General features: G+C 31.2%; 16 protein-coding genes and 1 riboswitch. Of the genes, 8 read left to right on the top strand and 8 right to left on the bottom strand.

Going from position 1 to position 17,936, the window contains the following annotated elements:
* Positions 1–42: 42 nt before the first annotated feature.
* The 3 genes from thiC to recQ all read right to left on the bottom strand — a co-directional run bounded on the left by thiC (position 43) and on the right by recQ (position 4,732).
* Positions 43–1,902, bottom strand: a complete 1,860-nt coding sequence (gene thiC, locus H0I23_RS02770) for a phosphomethylpyrimidine synthase ThiC (RefSeq protein ID WP_216784948.1) — start codon at positions 1,900–1,902, stop codon at positions 43–45.
* Between the two features lie 59 nt (positions 1,903–1,961).
* Entirely contained in the window at positions 1,962–2,165 is a 204-nt protein-coding gene (thiS, locus tag H0I23_RS02765) for a sulfur carrier protein ThiS (RefSeq protein ID WP_216784947.1), read from the bottom strand.
* Between the two features lie 115 nt (positions 2,166–2,280).
* Positions 2,281–2,375: riboswitch (TPP riboswitch) on the bottom strand.
* Between the two features lie 155 nt (positions 2,376–2,530).
* Positions 2,531–4,732: a DNA helicase RecQ gene (gene recQ / locus H0I23_RS02760; protein ID WP_216784946.1), complete on the bottom strand. Its 2,202-nt coding sequence runs from the start codon at positions 4,730–4,732 to the stop codon at positions 2,531–2,533.
* 203 nt (positions 4,733–4,935) lie between these two features.
* Here recQ and H0I23_RS02755 point away from each other — a divergent pair, with 203 nt between their 5' ends.
* The 4 genes from H0I23_RS02755 to lptB all read left to right on the top strand — a co-directional run bounded on the left by H0I23_RS02755 (position 4,936) and on the right by lptB (position 7,965).
* Positions 4,936–5,901, top strand: a complete 966-nt coding sequence (locus H0I23_RS02755; RefSeq protein ID WP_216784945.1) for an SIS domain-containing protein — start codon at positions 4,936–4,938, stop codon at positions 5,899–5,901.
* A gap of 2 nt (positions 5,902–5,903) precedes the next feature.
* Complete coding sequence (tatC, locus tag H0I23_RS02750; RefSeq protein ID WP_254073640.1) at positions 5,904–6,734, top strand: twin-arginine translocase subunit TatC; 831 nt, start codon at positions 5,904–5,906, stop codon at positions 6,732–6,734.
* Positions 6,727–7,077, top strand: coding sequence for a carboxymuconolactone decarboxylase family protein (locus H0I23_RS02745; RefSeq protein WP_216784944.1), 351 nt, complete (start codon positions 6,727–6,729; stop codon positions 7,075–7,077). The genes tatC and H0I23_RS02745 overlap by 8 nt, the downstream gene beginning before the upstream one ends.
* A gap of 147 nt (positions 7,078–7,224) precedes the next feature.
* On the top strand, positions 7,225–7,965 hold the full coding sequence (gene lptB / locus H0I23_RS02740) for an LPS export ABC transporter ATP-binding protein (protein WP_216784943.1): 741 nt from the start codon (positions 7,225–7,227) through the stop codon (positions 7,963–7,965).
* Position 7,966: 1 nt separating this feature from the next.
* Here lptB and H0I23_RS02735 read toward each other — a convergent pair whose 3' ends face one another.
* From H0I23_RS02735 to H0I23_RS02715, 5 genes are all read right to left on the bottom strand, one after another.
* Positions 7,967–9,199 carry an RNA polymerase sigma factor gene (locus H0I23_RS02735; protein WP_216784942.1) on the bottom strand — a complete coding sequence of 411 codons (1,233 nt, stop codon included), beginning with the start codon at positions 9,197–9,199 and terminating at the stop codon, positions 7,967–7,969.
* 8 nt (positions 9,200–9,207) lie between these two features.
* Positions 9,208–9,666: a DUF1569 domain-containing protein gene (locus H0I23_RS02730; protein ID WP_216784941.1), complete on the bottom strand. Its 459-nt coding sequence runs from the start codon at positions 9,664–9,666 to the stop codon at positions 9,208–9,210.
* A 19-nt stretch (positions 9,667–9,685) separates the two neighbouring features.
* Positions 9,686–10,030, bottom strand: a complete 345-nt coding sequence (locus tag H0I23_RS02725; RefSeq protein WP_216784940.1) for a YciI family protein — start codon at positions 10,028–10,030, stop codon at positions 9,686–9,688.
* A 131-nt stretch (positions 10,031–10,161) separates the two neighbouring features.
* Positions 10,162–12,450, bottom strand: a complete 2,289-nt coding sequence (locus H0I23_RS02720) for a hypothetical protein (RefSeq protein WP_216784939.1) — start codon at positions 12,448–12,450, stop codon at positions 10,162–10,164.
* A 144-nt stretch (positions 12,451–12,594) separates the two neighbouring features.
* The gene (locus H0I23_RS02715) at positions 12,595–13,356 is read right to left on the bottom strand and encodes a phosphatidylcholine/phosphatidylserine synthase (protein ID WP_216784938.1); all 762 of its coding nucleotides are present in this window, start codon (positions 13,354–13,356) and stop codon (positions 12,595–12,597) included.
* Between the two features lie 125 nt (positions 13,357–13,481).
* On the opposite strand from H0I23_RS02715, the gene H0I23_RS02710 reads away from it, so the two are divergent.
* The 4 genes from H0I23_RS02710 to H0I23_RS02695 all read left to right on the top strand — a co-directional run bounded on the left by H0I23_RS02710 (position 13,482) and on the right by H0I23_RS02695 (position 17,860).
* Entirely contained in the window at positions 13,482–14,627 is a 1,146-nt protein-coding gene (locus H0I23_RS02710; RefSeq protein WP_254073639.1) for a DUF4105 domain-containing protein, read from the top strand.
* 36 nt (positions 14,628–14,663) lie between these two features.
* Complete coding sequence (locus tag H0I23_RS02705) at positions 14,664–16,553, top strand: ABC-F family ATP-binding cassette domain-containing protein (RefSeq protein WP_216784936.1); 1,890 nt, start codon at positions 14,664–14,666, stop codon at positions 16,551–16,553.
* A gap of 155 nt (positions 16,554–16,708) precedes the next feature.
* Positions 16,709–17,053: a hypothetical protein gene (locus H0I23_RS02700; protein ID WP_216784935.1), complete on the top strand. Its 345-nt coding sequence runs from the start codon at positions 16,709–16,711 to the stop codon at positions 17,051–17,053.
* Between the two features lie 234 nt (positions 17,054–17,287).
* Entirely contained in the window at positions 17,288–17,860 is a 573-nt protein-coding gene (locus H0I23_RS02695) for a cob(I)yrinic acid a,c-diamide adenosyltransferase (protein WP_216784934.1), read from the top strand.
* Positions 17,861–17,936: the final 76 nt, after the last annotated feature.

Below are 17,936 nucleotides of genomic sequence, written 5' to 3'. Positions count from 1 at the left end.
CGACTACGCCTTTTTCCAAGGCGTAGGAACCTCCTGTGTATACTACAAATATACTTCTGACCCTTTATCTTTAAATTCTTTAGACTTCTCCTCCATTCCTTTTTGAATGACTTCATTATCAACAATATCATGCTCCGCGGCAAAATCTCTTACTTCTTGTGATATTTTCATAGAACAAAATTTAGGTCCGCACATAGAACAAAAATGTGCCACTTTTGCCCCATCGGCAGGCAAGGTTTCATCATGATACTCTCGAGCTAATTCCGGATCTAGTCCTAGATTAAACTGATCTTCCCATCTAAATTCAAATCGCGCTTTTGAGAGTGCATTATCTCTATGTTGCGCCCCTGGGTGCCCCTTTGCTAAATCGGCCGCATGGGCTGCAAGCTTGTACGTAATTACTCCTGTTCTCACATCTTGTTTATTAGGCAATCCTAAGTGTTCTTTTGGTGTTACATAACATAGCATAGCACAACCAAACCAACCAATCATAGCGGCTCCAATACCGGAGGTAATATGGTCATAACCTGGCGCAATATCTGTAGTTAAAGGTCCTAACGTATAAAAAGGAGCTTCATCACAAAGTTCTATTTGCTTCTCCATATTTTCTTTGATCATATGCATTGGTACGTGACCAGGGCCCTCTATAAAACATTGCACTTCATGCTTACGGGCTATTTTTGTTAGTTCCCCCAATGTTTCTAACTCTGCAAATTGTGCCTCATCATTAGCATCTGCAACAGATCCAGGACGTAAACCATCTCCTAAAGAAAACGCTACGTCGTATTGTTTTAAAATCTCACAAATATCTTCGAAATGTGTGTACAAGAAACTCTCTTTATGATGTGCTAAACACCATTTGGCCATAATAGAACCTCCACGAGAAACAATACCTGTAACTCGTTTAGCGGTCATAGGTACATAACGCAATAAAACACCTGCATGAATTGTAAAGTAATCTACTCCCTGTTCTGCTTGCTCAATAAGTGTATCTCTAAAAATTTCCCAAGTAAGGTCTTCTGCGACGCCATTCACTTTTTCTAAAGCTTGGTAAATAGGCACAGTCCCTACAGGTACTGGAGAGTTTCGAATAATCCACTCTCTAGTTTCATGGATGTTTTGCCCTGTAGACAAATCCATAATATTATCTGCCCCCCAACGGCATGCCCAAACCGCTTTTTCTACTTCTTCTTCTATGGAAGAGGTTACGGCAGAGTTTCCAATATTGGCATTTATCTTCACCAAAAAGTTACGACCCAAAATCATGGGTTCTGCTTCTGGGTGATTTATATTACTAGGAATTACAGCTCTACCTCTAGCCACTTCTTCTCGTACAAATTCTGCCGTAATTTTATCGGGGATTGCCGCGCCAAAATGTTCTCCTTTGTGCTGTTTGGCAATTTCGGTCATTTCCTCCATACGCTGATTCTCACGAATGGCAATGTATTCCATTTCTGGAGTGATTATTCCCTTTTTAGCATAATGCAGCTGCGTTACATTTTTGCCCTCTTTAGCACGCATTGGCTTTTTTAGAAGTGAAAAACGCATATGATCTAAATTCTTATTGTTTAGACGTTCATTACAATATTCTGAGCTAAACTCTTCTAATTGTTCTACATCTCCACGATCTAAAACCCACTGCTCACGGATTCTATCTATTCCTTTGTGAACATTTATTTCTTTTGTAGGGTCTGTATAAGGTCCTGAAGTGTCATAGACCGTAACTGGCTCGTTTGGCGTAAGTTTGCCAGTCAAGGAATCTTTAGTATCACTCAACGCAATTTCTCGCATGGCCACTTTTAATTGTGGATGTAGTTTTCCTGCTACATAAATTTTTTTAGAATTAGGAAAAGGTTGCGTGCTAAGCTTTTCGTTTTTTGGTGCGGTGTCTTTGCTTTTCATATATTGTGAGATTTGATCTTTAAGAAATAAATACTGTGCTTGGAGTTTCTAAAGTGCAATTAACCGCCTTGAGTGGCTTGAATAATCAGAAGTGAATCATTATCATCCAAGATTTCATATTTCCAGAAATCTTTGGTGATAATAGTATTGTTTAAAGCGACTGCAATTCCGTTTTGAGGAGTTCGCAATTTTTCGAGAAGTTGCAATACGTTTGTATTTTTTTGAATACGTATTGGTTTTTCGTTAACTAAAATAGAAATCATGTACAGTATATTTTAAATATGCTGTAAATTTTAAAAGCAGAGAATATTCTTTGAAAAATGAGGTGCTTTAAGAACAAAGCACACACATATGAAAAGGTTGCAAATACCCATTTCAAGGTATTTTTCAACTTTTCCCTTCGGCGGTACTAACCGCATCAGGTTCAAAGGGTATTTCTCAGTTCCGTAAAAGGAACACCCCTAAAGTTTACTCTGTAAAACTATAAAAAAACTATGATACTAAAACCGGAATGAGGATATTTAAATGATAATTTCTAAGAATTAACAATTTAGTAACATGCCTATAAAAAAATAACACCCCTAAAATTTAGGAGTGTTATAGTCTATTTTTTTACTAAAAGAAGTTTTTAATTGGCAACTTCACTAATAAATTTAATTCTAAAAAGGCGTAATTCTTCATCTTCATAATCACCATCAAACTCTGTAATAGCATCTTCTATTCCATCTGAATCTGCTTCTAAAAAGTAATCATGCAATTCTTCTTGCTGATCTTCGTCTAAAATTTCATCGATCCAATAGCTTATATTTAATTTCGTTCCGCTATACACAATCTGTTCCATTTCCTTTATTAAATCAGGAATGGCTAACCCTTTTGCTGAAGCAATATCATCTAATGGAAGCTTACGATCTACATTTTGAATCACATATAACTTTAAAGCTGAATTTGCACCAGTACTTTTAACAACTAGATCATCTGGTCTGATAATATCATTATCTTCAACATATTGTTTGATAAAACTAATAAATGGTTTTCCATATTTTTTAGCTTTCCCCTCTCCTACACCATGAATATTTACTAACTCTTCAATGCTAATCGGGTATTTAAGAGCCATATCTTGTAAAGATGGATCTTGAAAAATAACAAATGGTGGTACTCCCAGTTTTTGACCTTCTTTTTTCCTTAAATCCTTTAAGATTTTCAGCAATTTTTCATCTGCTACTCCTCCACTAGTTTTAGCTGCGCTTACAATAGCATCGTCAGTAGCTTGATTGTATACGTGATCTTTAGTCATCATAAAAGAAACAGGATTCTCTAAATAAGCTGCTCCTTTTTCTGTTACATGAAGAATGCCGTATTGTTCTATTTCTTTTTTCATGTAACCAGCTACTAAGCCTTGGCGCACTAAAGCCATCCAATGTTCAACACCTTTATCTTTACCTATACCAAAAAAAGGTTTTTCGTCTGTTTTATGTGATGCTATAATTGCATTCGTTTTTCCGGTAAGTACTTTGACTATTTCTTTGGATTTAAACTTCTCCATAGTGCCTTTCACCACCTTAATAACTTTTACCAAATCATCTTTTGCTTCTTCTTTGTCTTTTGGATTTTTTGTATTATCATCCATAAGGGCTCCATCTCCATTCACCTCATCAAAATACTCTCCAAAATAATGAAGGATAAATTTTCTACGAGACATCGAAGTTTCTGCATAGGCTACCATTTCTTGTAACAATGCATTACCAATTTCTTGCTCAGCAACAGGTTTACCAGACATAAACTTTTCTAACTTCTCTATGTCTTTATAAGAATAAAATGCTAAACAATGTCCTTCTCCACCATCTCTACCTGCCCTACCAGTTTCTTGATAATAACTTTCAATACTTTTAGGAATATCATGATGAATAACAAAGCGAACATCAGGTTTGTCAATACCCATACCAAATGCAATTGTTGCTACTACAACATCAACCTCTTCCATCAAAAACATATCTTGATATTTAGATCGTGTTTTAGTATCAAAACCTGCATGATACGGTACAGCACTAACTCCGTTTACTTGTAATATTTGAGCAAATTCTTCTACTTTTTTTCTACTCAAACAATATATAATACCTGACTTACCTGAGTTTTGTTTTACAAAACGAATAATATCAGCTTCAATATTCTGGGTTTTAGGGCGTATTTCATAAAATAAATTAGGTCTATTAAATGATGCCTTAAAAAGATCTGCATCAGTAATACCTAAATTTTTAATAATATCTTCCTGTACTTTTGGAGTTGCTGTTGCTGTTAAACCTATTATTGGAATATTATCATCTAATCGACTAATAATATTTTTTAAATTTCGGTACTCTGGTCTAAAATCGTGTCCCCATTCTGATATACAATGCGCCTCATCAACAGCAACAAATGATATTTTTACAGATTGTAAAAATTCAACATACTCATCTTTTGTTAACGATTCAGGAGCTACATATAACAGTTTCGTTATTCCATTTGTAATATCGCTTTTCACTTGCTTTATCTCCGTCTTAGTTAAAGACGAATTTAAAACATGAGCAATACCATTTTCTGAAGATACACCTCTAATAGCATCTACTTGATTTTTCATTAATGCTATTAATGGCGAAACTACTATAGCTGTACCTTCTTGCATTAAAGCAGGAAGTTGATAGCATAGCGACTTACCACCACCAGTGGGCATAATTACAAAACAATTTTTTCCTTTAAGAATACTTGTTATTACCTTCTCTTGAAGACCTTTGAACTTAGAAAATCCAAAATATTTTTTTAGTGAGGAATGCAAATCAATATCACTCAAACTCATAATTTAGTTTACTATTAGTTTTCTACATTTTTAGTATTGACAATATTAAAGCACAATACTATTTAGAACCTATAATTTTCGAACAAAAACAAAATTCCACTTTAAAGTGTTTAAAATATACTATAACATATAGATTATGTAATTTTGTATTTAAATATAAGACATTCTTTTAGGAATACAACCAGATAATTGAATTATTTAAATTGAAAGAAAACACAGCAATACTCGATATAGCAAGAAGAACCATTGAGAATGAAGCTAATGCTATTCAAAACTTATCTACTTTACTAGATTATAAGTTTTCTGATACTGTGAATCACATCCTTAATTCTAAAGGCAGAGTAGTTATTACGGGTATTGGTAAAAGTGCTCTAATAGCTTCTAAAATTGTAGCTACTTTAAATTCTACAGGTACTCCTTCTATATTTATGCATGCTGCAGATGCTATACACGGCGATCTGGGAACAATTCAAGAAAACGATACTGTAATTTGTATTTCAAGAAGTGGTAATACTCCAGAAATTAAAATGTTAGTTCCTTTAATCAAAAAAGGAGGTAATATTCTTGTTGGTATGACGGGTAATTTAGAATCTACTCTAGCAAAACAATCTGATTTTATTTTGAATAGTTTTGTTGAAAAGGAAGCTTGCCCTAATAACCTTGCTCCAACAACAAGTACTACAGCTCAATTGGTTTTAGGTGATGCTCTTGCAATATGCTTATTAGAATTGCGTGGTTTTAGTAGTAAAGATTTTGCCAAATACCACCCAGGCGGTTCATTAGGCAAACGATTATATCTTCGTGTTTCAGATATTGCAGAAAACAATCTCAAACCTCAAGTAGCAATAGATGCCGATGTTAAAACTGTAATTGTAGAAATTTCAGAAAAAATGTTAGGCGTTACTGCTGTTATTGAAAATAATAAAGTGGTGGGTATTGTTACTGATGGTGATATACGAAGAATGCTGAATAAACATGATAATATTAAAGGGCTTACCGCAAAGGATATTATGACGAGTAACCCAAAAACTATAGATAACGATATGCTAGCTGTAAAAGCTCTCGACCTAATGCAGTCTAAAGGTATATCACAACTATTAGCCATAAAAGACGGCACTTATTTGGGTGTTGTACATTTACACAACCTAATCAACGAAGGAATTATATAGTAATGGAGAATGAAGTAAAAAATGAGATGTCTTTTTTAGATCATCTAGAAGAGTTACGTTGGCATCTAATACGCGCTACGTTAGCGGTTTTAATAATTGGTTGTGTGGCATTTGCCATGAGTGGTTTTATATTTGATTCTATAATTTTTGCTCCTAGCCGAATGAATTTCCCTACCTATGAATTTTTCTGTAGGATTGCTACTTATTTTGGAATGACTTCTGATTTTTGTGCAGAAGAACTACCTTTTACGATACAAAGTAGAACTATGGCTGGGCAGTTTTCTGCTGATATTTGGACCTCTATTTGGGCTGGTTTTATTTTATCTTTCCCTTATGTTTTATATGAAGCATGGAAATTTATTAGTCCTGGTTTATATGAAAAAGAACGTAAAAGTTCTAAAGGTTTTATTGTAATAGCATCTTTTTTATTCTTTTTAGGAGTGTTATTTGGATACTATGTAGTAGCTCCGTTTTCTATCAACTTTTTAGGTACTTATTCGGTAAGTGATGTTGTAAAAAATGAGTTCGATTTAAGCTCATACATATCTACTTTAAGAGCATCTGTAATTGCATGTGGAATTATTTTTGAGTTACCAATCATCATCTATTTTTTAACTAAAATTGGACTAGTAACGCCTGAAATTCTTAAAAAATATAGAAAAATATCACTTGTTGTTGTATTAATTTTATCAGCAGTAATAACTCCGCCAGATGTTGCTAGCCAAGTTGTAGTAGCTATACCTGTATTGTTTTTATACCAAATAAGTATTTACATATCTGGCTCTGTTTTAAGAAAAGAAGCTAAAAAAGAAAAAAGAAGAAAAAATGCCTAATCAAATAGAAGAATTCAACGCATATCGTTCTAAGATGAATGATAAGTTATTATCAGACAACAATAAAATAATTAAAAGAATATTTAATCTAGATACAAACGCATTTACTGCAGGAGCTTTAGATGTTAAGACTAAAGAGTTATTAGGCTTAGTAGCCTCTACCGTTTTACGTTGCGATGATTGCGTAAAATACCATTTAGAGAGTTCTCACAAAGAAGGAGTTACCAAAGAAGAGGTGATGGAAACATTAAGTATTGCAACGTTAGTTGGTGGTACAATTGTAGTACCTCATTTACGTAGAGCATATGAGTATTGGGAAGAGCTAGAACAGCAAGAAGGTTAAAAATTGATTAATAACTTGAGTGAGAAAACATTTTAAGTTAGTTTTGATAGAGAAATAAATATATCTTAAAATGAACTTAAGGTGTATTCATCATGCTATTTTAGTTTATTTACAAACATAAATAGTTAAGAAAAACAGTTTCAGCACATGAAGTTACGAGCAGATAATATAATGAAGTCCTACGGAGGGCGACGAGTAGTTGAAGGAATCTCTTTAGAAGTTAACCAAGGAGAAATTGTTGGACTTTTAGGGCCAAATGGTGCTGGTAAAACTACTTCATTTTATATGATTGTCGGTCTTATAAAGCCTAATGGAGGTAATATTTATTTAGACGATATGAATATTACAAACTTCCCGATGTACAAAAGAGCCCAAAACGGTATTGGGTATTTAGCTCAAGAAGCTTCTGTGTTTCGTAAATTAAGTATTGAAAAAAATATCATGAGTGTTTTACAACTTACTAAATTAAGTAAGAAAGAACAGGAAATGAAAATGGAATCTTTAATTGAAGAATTTAGCTTAGGCCATATTCGTAAAAGTCGTGGTGATTTATTATCTGGTGGAGAACGTAGACGTACAGAAATAGCTCGTGCATTAGCTACAGACCCTAAATTTATTTTACTGGATGAGCCTTTTGCAGGTGTTGACCCTGTTGCTGTTGAAGACATACAACGTATTGTAGCACAATTAAAAGATAAAAATATTGGTATTTTAATTACGGATCATAACGTACAAGAAACTTTAGCAATTACAGAGCGATCATACTTAATGTTTCAAGGTAAAATTTTAAAATCTGGTATACCTGAAGATTTAGCAGCTGATGAAATGGTACGTAAAGTATATCTAGGTCAAAACTTTGAACTACGTAAGAAAAAATTAGATTTTTAATTTAAGAAAGAGCTTTTTTAAGTCTAGCCTTAAGGTTTTTTGCCTCAACATCTGTCTTAACTAACTCTAAAGCTTTGTTCAAGCTTTCTACTTCTTTCTCCTTATCAATACCCTTGTATAGCTCTGCTAACAAAGAATAGTATAAAGGATGGTCCTTTAAATTAATTTTTAAAGCTTCTTTTATTGCTGTTTTCTCGCCTTTAACCTTTGCTAAAGCGTACGTTCTATTTAAAGCTACTATTGGTGAATACTCTATTTGCAATAAACGATTATAAAGCTGTAATATTTGTAACCACTTATTTTCCGATTCACTTTTTACAGCATGTAAAGATGCGATACCTGCTTCAATATGAAACTTAGATAGGTATTTTCCTTTTGCCGATAACCTCAAGTAATAATTCCCTTTTTCAATTAGGTCGGCGTCCCAAGTCTCTCTTTTTTGATTTTCATACAATACATATCCTCCACTCTCATTTATTCGAGAATCAAACCTTGAAGAATGAAAGCACATTAATGCCATCAAAGCATTTACAATAGGTAAATTTGTTTGTTTATTTTGGGAGAGAACATAACATAGCCTCATGGCTTCAAAACATAAATCTTTTCGTAGAATTTGATTTTTAGTTGAAGAATAATACCCTTCATTAAATAATAAATAGATAGTCAAAAGAACACTTTCTAACCTATCATCAAGCTCACTTTCCTTAGGAATCGCAATTGAAATATTTTTAGATCTCAATGTATTCTTTGCCCTAAATAATCGCTTATTAATAGTTTCTTTAGTTGTCAAAAAAGCCTCTGCTATTTCGTCAATTCCAAAACCACAAAGTACCCGCAAGGCCAAACCAATTTGGGCTTCTGAGGAAATTACAGGGTTACATACGGCAAAAATCATCTGAAGTTCGCTATCTTTTATATTCTCATCTGATAAATCAATATCAAATTCTTCGACAACCTCATTTGTTGCTCTTATTTCTGTTGCAATATTTTGAATGAAATTTTTATTCCTTCTTAAAAAATCTATTGTTCGATTTTTTGCAACACTGTAAAGCCAAGCGCTAGGGTTATCCGGTATCCCTTTTAAACCCCAAGTTTCTGAAGCTAAAAGAAAAGTATCATTTACGATATCTTCAGCAACTTCAATATGAATTATCCCAAACGATTTACAGAGTACAGCAATAATTTTACTGTACTCTGTTTTAAATAATTTAGGAATAAGTTCATGTTCTTTCATTACATACTTTAAACTCCAAATTGTGTTAAATGATGATCTAAATGTTTATAGAACATATTATTCCACTCAGTTATACTTAAAATTCCAAAAGAATGTGATTCTTTACCTTTAAAATCAGATTCTCCTAATTCTTTAGTTTTAGAAACAAAATCTATTAAACGTTGCTTTTCATCTTCAAATACACGTGTATCATTTATAATAAAAGCAGGCGCTGTTTGAGAGTTGCGTTTATATGGCTTTTCAGAAACAACAACATTTTTAATAAAAGTTTTTAAAACAAACCTCATTACAAAATTAGGTTTCGGATGTTTATTATCATAAACCATTTCATACATAACACTTGAATGAGCTAACATTTGAGCAACATTCATTTTACCCCAAACAGGCTGAGTTGTTGGAGTCAAAGTATTAATTCGTGAAATTACTTGGTTTGAAATTTTAGAAGTAAAAATATTTGGTAACGCCATAGCTTATCAATTTAAAAAATTATACATCAAAAACCATTACATCTCTAACTTCTACCTTACCTCCCATACGCAATGTCGGGCAACCTTCACTTAATTTAACAGCATCTTGAAGGTTATTTGCTTTTACAATTATATAACCTCCTATAATTTCTTTCAATTCTACATATGGACCATCACTTACAATTCCTTTAGCGGAAACTGTTTGGCCTTCAAAACCTAAAGCATTGGTAGCTACAAATCTTCCTTGAGCTGCAATTGTCCCAATCCAATCTTGCCACTCTGCAACCATTGCTTGCATTTGTTTAGGAGAAGGTGTTTCATCTTGTTTTCTTTCATTTCTGAAAATCATCATAAATTCTTTCATACTACTATGTTTTATATATTATACTCTTATGACGAATGAAAACTACTTAATTGGACACGTAATATTTTTTATTACAACCTATTCTTTCCTAACCTGTACACCACAGGCTTTAAATTTAAAATAAAACCGATTTACTCCACAATTATACTTTCATAATTAGATAACAATGTACCATCATCAGACATTCCTTCAATATAAAAGGTAACGTCTTTCAATAAAGTGTTCAACATATAAAATTTAGCAATTCCATTTTGATCAAAGAAAATTTCAGGTTCCCAATGTATTACCCCTAAATTATTAAAAGCTTCATCATTAAACGTTTTGTATTTAGGTAAATAAAAAACTTTATTTTGTTCAAATCCTTTATCCACAATAAACTCAATTCCTGCTTTTCTTTTGTTATTTTCAATAGAAGACAAAAAATCTCCACCAGATCGAGTAAATAAATATAAAACTTCTTGAAAGCCATCAGTAACCCCATTATAACGATTTAATTTATCGAAATAATAACTTTCTAAATCGGATGTTTTTAAACCATCAAGTATATTCAAACTTGGTTGCCTAACACCATCTAAAATTAATAATAAGGATGCATCTCTATATGATTTTATGATTAAAGTTTCGGTACTACCAAAATTTAACCCTCCTCGTACATCATACCCTTTTGACCTAATTAAATCTACAACATCAGGAAAACTAAAAATTAAATCTTCATCTACTAATTTTATGAACCTTTTAATGTATGGTAATACATTTGAATTCTTCCTAATCTTTTTTTCTGTAATATTTTCTGTTATTACAACCTCATTTAATTCAATAGTATTTTTTTCTATTTTTAGATTTGATAATTGATTGTTATTAACTATTAATTTGCTTTTAACAGTATTATCAGGATAAAAATTAAATAACCTATCTTCTACATTATTATTTTCTAAAGAAAGATAAATATTAGGTTTCAACTGTTTTCCTTTATCATCGGATTGAACCACATACATTTTTTCATTATTGTTTAAAAAATAATTAGCTACTGAAAATTTATTATCAACAACATCAATTGTCATTGAAGTATGATTTAATGTAGGAAAAATAAAAATTTTAGGGCTAGTTTGATCTTCTCTATTTAATACTCCATTTAAAGTAACCCCCCTCTCAAATAAGTATTTCGGCTTTAATTGTTCACTAAAAATATTTTTCCAACTATATCTACTCCAACCCTGAATAAGTAACAACATATCTAATTCATATTCTTTCTTAGAATCCATTTTCTCGAAATAATATGATGGTTTTTCGATAAAACCACTCAAATAAGGTTTTAAATAAAATGTGCTAAAAATATTATCATTAAAGTTATGCGAAATAGTCCCTGTTGGCAAAACAGAAACACTTATGTTCGTATTTTTTTTAATTAAATTATTCTTTAATATCACTTCAATAGAATCACTTATAATATTCACTTTCTCAACTTTTACATCTTCCAACAAAAGCCCACTCGCATTAAAAAAAAGACGCTCTAAAACAGGTTGATCATTAGAATTAAAAAAAGTAACTGTATTCACTCCTATTGGTAAATCGGCACCATCTAACACGAAAGAACGATTAGTTTTCTCTTTACTAAATGTAATATCAATTTTTTTAGAGTACCCATTTTTATGAATCAATACATAAAATTTTTCTTGAAAAATATCATCAATTATCTTTTCATTAGCTGTTAATGATACCAGTATTTGTTTTTGTCTACTATTATTTTTTAAAATAATATTTATTCCCTTTTCTTTTGCTATTGGTAAGTTAAAAATACTTTCATCACCATTACTTGACTGTATTTTAGCATGATATTTAGCACCAAACCTCGGAATTAATGATATTGTGGCATGCCCAAGGTGAGATGTTGAAAATTTTGTCACTTCATTTTCATATTCATCATAAACAACTACATTCTCTATTTGAACGCCATAGCCATTACTATCTATTGCTTTAATTCCTACATTATTTTCAATATCAGACACAAAATTACCTCCCTCTGGTAAAAATTGAATATCATATTCTTTTTCTACTTTTTCTGAAACTGAAGCTAGAGGCTTATTTATAATTTCTATTTTTTGAACAAATGAATCCTCTTCTTTAAAGTTTTTCATCCAATTTGTCTGTGCCTTTACATAGTATTTACCAGATGTATAAGTTGAATCAATAGGTATCGCCCCTTTCAAATATCCATTTTTAGCTAAGTATAGACTTTTTTTAACTTGTACACCTTTTTCATCATATATACCTACATACACATTCGATGTTTCAATAAAGGGCTTATTCTGTTTTCTATTATATATATAACCTTTGAACCAAACTGATTCTCCTACAATAAAAGTACTCTTGTTTACATGCAGAAAAATTGACTCCCTTGGTAATTCAAAATACTTTTGCAAAGTTTCCTGAGTTTTAGTTTTGTCTATTATTTCTTGTGAATAGGAATTAAAAAAACTCCCAAAAATTACAATTAACAAAATTAACTTAGAAGGCTTAACTGTATTAAACTCATTCATATTTGCAAAAATTATGTTATTTAAAAATTACGATTTCTTGTCTCCTAATTTACTCGCAACAGAAATTAAAATATATAAAATAATAATTGTTGGTACTGCTATATATTTTAATGTTGCTAATAAAATAATACAAAGGATTAAAAATATGTAGCGAATAGAATTGTCTTTAAAGCCCCAATTTTTAAATTTCAGAGCAAAAAGAGGCAAACTACAATTTAGTAGAAAAGCACTTAAAAAAGATAAACCGATTAAAAACCAATGGTTTAATATAATTGCATTTAGTATATCATTATTATGATACATTAAGATTAATGGGAATGATATAATTAAAAGTGTATTTGCTGGTGTTGGCAAACCTATAAAAGAATCTGTTTGGTTTTCATCAATATTAAACTTTGCCAAACGATACCCTGATGCAAGTGTTACTACAAAACCTAGAAGAGGCACAAAAGAAGATATATGTAAACCACTTAAAAGAAAATTGTCTGATGCTTCTCCAAATAAAGAAACGCCCCAACTGCCCGAAAAAGACATGTCTAGCAACTTATACATAACCAAACCTGGCACCACACCACTTGTTACCATATCTGCTAAAGAATCTAGCTGTAAACCTAATTCACTTTTGACATTTAAAAGTCGTGCTGCAAAGCCATCGAAATAATCAAAAACAATACCTAAAAAAACAAATAAGGCTACCATTTCAAATACACCATGTACTGCAAAAACAGCAGCAATACATCCGCAAAATAAATTTAAAAGTGTAATAAAATTAGGTATGAGTTTTTTCATGATTGTTAAGCTTTTGGTAAAAATAGGATAATTTTCTTTGAAATAATTTAGTACAAAAAATTCTTCGCATATTTGTTAACAGAAAGCCTTTTTGATCGACTATGCAATCTAAAAAAATTATTTTCTTGTTTGTACTATTGTGTACTACGTTAGGTTTTTCTCAACCAGAATTATCGGAAAATGCTACAATAAGTCTTCTTACCGTTGGCACAGCTGATGAGTTACATTCTAAATTTGGGCATAGTGCTATCCGAATTAAAGATTCTGGCTTAGGTATAGATGTAATTTATAATTATGGTCACTTTGATTTTAACACACCTAACTTTTATGTAAAATTCACACAAGGCAAACTTTTGTATGAACTTTCTCGAAATTCATATTCGAATTTCATGTATGGTTATGAAATTGAAAATAGATGGGTTAAAGAACAAGTTTTCAATTTTACACAAAAGCAAAAAAACGATTTTTTTAAGTTTTTAGAAAAAAACTATCTTCCTGAAAATAGATACTACAAATACGATTTTTTATTTGATAATTGTTCAACTCGTATTCCAGATGCTTTAAAAACTGTACTTGGAGATGAATTGAATTTCGATTATTCTCAAATTGAAAACCAATACACATTTAGAGAATTGTTGCATCAAAATTTAAACACAAACTCATGGGCTACCTTTGGTATAGATTTAGCATTAGGCTCTGTTATAGATAGAGAAGCGACATTTTATGAGCAAATGTTTTTACCAATTTATGTTTTTAAACAATTGCCTTACACAACAATAAATAACACCCCAGTTGTAACTAAAGACGTTTTATTGTTAAATGAAAAACCAAGAGAAGATTCTTCTATTTTTTTATTATCGCCACTTTTCTGGGTTTTAACGATATTACTTATTGTAGCTCTTATTACTTACAGAGATTATAACAAGCAAAGCAGAAATAGAAGTTTAGATTTTCTTTTATTCTTCATCACAGGTATAGCAGGTTTATTAATACTTTTTCTTTGGTTTGGAACAGATCATAAAGCAACAGGTGGCAATTATAATTTTCTTTGGACTTTCCCTCTAAATCTAATAGTTGCATTTACTCTCTTAAAAAAAGAAAAACTACCAAATTGGCTATATTTTTATTTAATTGGTCTGGGAGTTCTTCTTTTAATCGCTATCGTTTTATGGGTTTTTAAAGTACAGGTATTCAATATCTTAATCATTCCTATACTATTAGCTCTTATTATTAGATATTCATTTTTATTTTATATGCAAAGGTCTGCTTGAGTTCACTAACTTTGTCAATTCTAATATAAATATTACATGAACCTTCTCTCAGTAGAAAATATTGCTAAATCATACGGTGAGCACGTATTATTTTCTGATATATCATTCGGAATCAACAAAGATCAGAAAATAGCATTAATTGCTAAAAATGGTAGTGGTAAAACATCTATCTTAAATATACTTTCAGGTTTAGACACGCCAGATTCTGGCCAAGTAAACTATAGAAAAGATATTAGAGTATCTTTTTTAGATCAAGAACCAAATCTAAATCCTGATTTAACAATTGAAGAAACGATTTTCGCTTCTGATAATGAAGTTTTAAAGGTAATTAGAGCTTACGAAGTTGCATTAGAAAACCCAGAAGAAGCAGATGCTTATCAAGCTGCTTTTGAAGGTATGGAGCGTTTTCAAGCATGGGATTTTGAAACACAATACAAGCAAATACTTTCTAAATTAAATTTAGATGATGTTAGCTTAAAAGTAAGTATACTTTCTGGTGGACAAAAAAAGCGCTTAGCATTAGCAAATGCATTGATCAACAAGCCTGATTTATTAGTCCTTGATGAGCCTACCAACCATTTAGATTTAGAAATGATTGAGTGGTTAGAGCAATACTTTGCTAAAGAAAACATGACTCTTTTTATGGTTACTCACGACCGTTACTTTCTAGAACGTGTTTGCAATGAAATTATTGAATTAGATGAAGGTGTAATATACCCATACAAAGGTAATTACTCGTATTATTTAGAGAAAAAAGAAAACCGAATAGAGCAAGAAGCTACTGAGCAACACAAATCAAAACTTCTATTTAAAAAAGAATTAGATTGGATGCGTAAGCAGCCAAAAGCGCGTACTACAAAATCTAAATCTAGAATTGATGATTTTTACGAAATCAAAGAAAAGGCAGGTAAGCGTAGAAACGAAAATGAAGTAGAATTAGAGATTAATATGCAGCGTATGGGAAGTAAAATTCTTGAGCTACATAAAATATCAAAATCATATCCTGGCAAACCTATTTTAGATAAGTTCGAATATAACTTTTTACGTGGTGAGCGTATTGGTATTATTGGAAAAAATGGCGCTGGAAAATCTACATTTTTAAATATCTTAAGTGGCAAAGAAGAGCCAGACAGTGGTAAAGTAATTGTTGGTGAAACTATTAAATTCGGGTACTACACACAAAAAGGTATCGATATAAAAGAAGGCCAGAAAGTTATTGATGTAATTAGAGAATTTGGTGATTACATACCCTTAATGAAAGGGCGTCAAATATCTGCACAACAATTATTGGAACGCTTTTTATTTGACCGTAAAAAACAATATGATTTTGTAAGTAAACTAAGTGGTGGTGAACGAAAAAGACTGTACTTATGTACCATACTTATTCAGAACCCTAACTTTTTAATACTTGATGAGCCTACTAACGATTTAGATATTGTAACATTAAATGTTTTAGAAAGCTTCTTAACAGATTTCCCAGGTTGTTTATTAGTGGTATCACATGATAGATACTTTATGGATAAAATTGTAGATCACTTATTTGTATTTAGAGGTGATACTGTTGTTGAAGATTTCCCAGGTAACTATTCAGATTTTAGAAGCTATGAAGATAGTGTTGTTATAGAAAACAGAGCTGCTAAAAAAGATAATAATCAAGCCGATACAGTAGCATCAACAAACGATAAAGGTTCTTGGAAAAAAGAAGAAAAGAAAAAGTTATCTTTTCAAGATCAGAAAGAATATACCAATATCGAGAAAGATTTAAAAAAGCTCGAAATTAAAAAGGAAGAAACACAATTGAAATTTGCAGATGGTTCGCTTTCTGGTGATGAAATTGACAAATTATCTATTGAATTAAAGAAAATAGATGATGCTATCGAAACTAAAACAGAACGTTGGTTTGAATTATCAGCATTATTGGAGTAGTAAAAATGTATCGCTTTTTTAGTCATTTAAAATTTTTATCAAAAGCCACAAACGAGCATGGGGTACACTCCCCTTTTGTTTATGCTTTTGTGACTAAATGTTTATATAGCAAAACAAAGTTCAACGTTTCAAAAACAGTAAATGTGTTATTAAAAATGTTGGACTATTTCAACATTCAAAAAATACATTTAGTAAATGAAAACGCTACGTTATCAAAAACTATAAATGAACAATTTGATACTATTGAGTTTGACAACTCTTCTGCTGACTTCATTTATATCAATACTTTAAAAAATGTTGATATTTACAGTGTATTACTAAAAAACAAAGCTATACATAACGAAAGTATTATTTTTATAGATTGTATTATTGAAGACAGAGAACTTTGGAATACATTAATTAAAAATGAAAAATTCACAGTAAGTATTAATCTATTTTATTGTGGAATTCTTTTTTTCAGAAGAGAGCAGGTCAAAGAGGATTTTAAAATTCGAATATAATCCTTTAATTTTAGCATAAAATCTACCCAAAAATGGATTACATTCTTTACATTATATGTTTCTTTTTAGCTGCAATTTTTATAAAAAACCTTATGGGTAATCGTAAAAAATCTAAAGAAAGAAAAAATCGCAGATTCATGGATAAAAAATAAGAATTTCTAATTCATTATTTTTAATATATTTCATGCTTTATAAATCACCAGACAACGCTTCTATAAAAGAATAATCTAACGTATGAAGGTATACACAAAAACAGGAGACAAAGGTACAACAGCCCTTTTTGGAGGTACACGTGTACCAAAACACCACATAAGAATTGATAGTTATGGTACTGTCGATGAATTAAACTCTTGGATAGGGCTTATTCGTGATCAAAAAATTGATCCAATTATAAAAAACGCATTAGTTAATATACAAGATAAGCTCTTTATAGTAGGTGCAGTCTTAGCCACAGACCCTGAAAAAGCTATTTTAAAAAACGGAAAAGAACGCTTAAATATTTCTAAAATTAAAGATTCAGATATAGAATTTTTAGAATTAGGTATCGATGCTATGGAAGTAAACTTACCTGCAATGACACATTTTATTCTGCCTGGCGGGCACACAACAGTGTCATACTGTCATATAGCAAGAACAGTTTGCCGAAGAGCAGAGCGACATGCATCTCAACTAAATGAAATTGAACCGTTTGAAGAAAATGTTTTAACCTATTTAAATCGTTTGTCAGATTATCTTTTTGTAGTATCAAGAAAGCTCTCTTTTGACCTAGGTGCAGATGAAATAAAATGGATTCCTGAAAAAAAATAATACTAAAACCTTCATTTTTAAGTTATAAAAGAAGAAATACGCAAATATTTTCACAATAATTGTAAATAAACTTGGC

Origin of the sequence: Cellulophaga sp. HaHaR_3_176, assembly GCF_019021925.1 — a bacterium.
GTDB lineage: Bacteria > Bacteroidota > Bacteroidia > Flavobacteriales > Flavobacteriaceae > Cellulophaga.
Note: the sequence above shows the minus strand (reverse complement) of the source record. Positions and strands in the feature narration are given on the sequence as shown.

Excerpts from the sequence above, each read along its gene's own strand:
- H0I23_RS02725 (WP_216784940.1), bottom strand. The coding sequence starts at position 10,030 with ATGAAAGAATTTATGATGATTTTCAGAAATGAAAGAAAACAAGATGAA.
- H0I23_RS02705 (WP_216784936.1), top strand. The coding sequence starts at position 14,664 with ATGAACCTTCTCTCAGTAGAAAATATTGCTAAATCATACGGTGAGCAC.
- H0I23_RS02700 (WP_216784935.1), top strand. The coding sequence starts at position 16,709 with ATGTTGGACTATTTCAACATTCAAAAAATACATTTAGTAAATGAAAAC.
- thiS (WP_216784947.1), bottom strand. The coding sequence starts at position 2,165 with ATGATTTCTATTTTAGTTAACGAAAAACCAATACGTATTCAAAAAAAT.
- tatC (WP_254073640.1), top strand. The coding sequence starts at position 5,904 with ATGGAGAATGAAGTAAAAAATGAGATGTCTTTTTTAGATCATCTAGAA.
- H0I23_RS02730 (WP_216784941.1), bottom strand. The coding sequence starts at position 9,666 with ATGGCGTTACCAAATATTTTTACTTCTAAAATTTCAAACCAAGTAATT.
- thiC (WP_216784948.1), bottom strand. The coding sequence starts at position 1,902 with ATGAAAAGCAAAGACACCGCACCAAAAAACGAAAAGCTTAGCACGCAA.
- H0I23_RS02735 (WP_216784942.1), bottom strand. The coding sequence starts at position 9,199 with ATGAAAGAACATGAACTTATTCCTAAATTATTTAAAACAGAGTACAGT.
- H0I23_RS02695 (WP_216784934.1), top strand. The coding sequence starts at position 17,288 with ATGAAGGTATACACAAAAACAGGAGACAAAGGTACAACAGCCCTTTTT.
- H0I23_RS02745 (WP_216784944.1), top strand. The coding sequence starts at position 6,727 with ATGCCTAATCAAATAGAAGAATTCAACGCATATCGTTCTAAGATGAAT.
- H0I23_RS02715 (WP_216784938.1), bottom strand. The coding sequence starts at position 13,356 with ATGAAAAAACTCATACCTAATTTTATTACACTTTTAAATTTATTTTGC.
- lptB (WP_216784943.1), top strand. The coding sequence starts at position 7,225 with ATGAAGTTACGAGCAGATAATATAATGAAGTCCTACGGAGGGCGACGA.
- recQ (WP_216784946.1), bottom strand. The coding sequence starts at position 4,732 with ATGAGTTTGAGTGATATTGATTTGCATTCCTCACTAAAAAAATATTTT.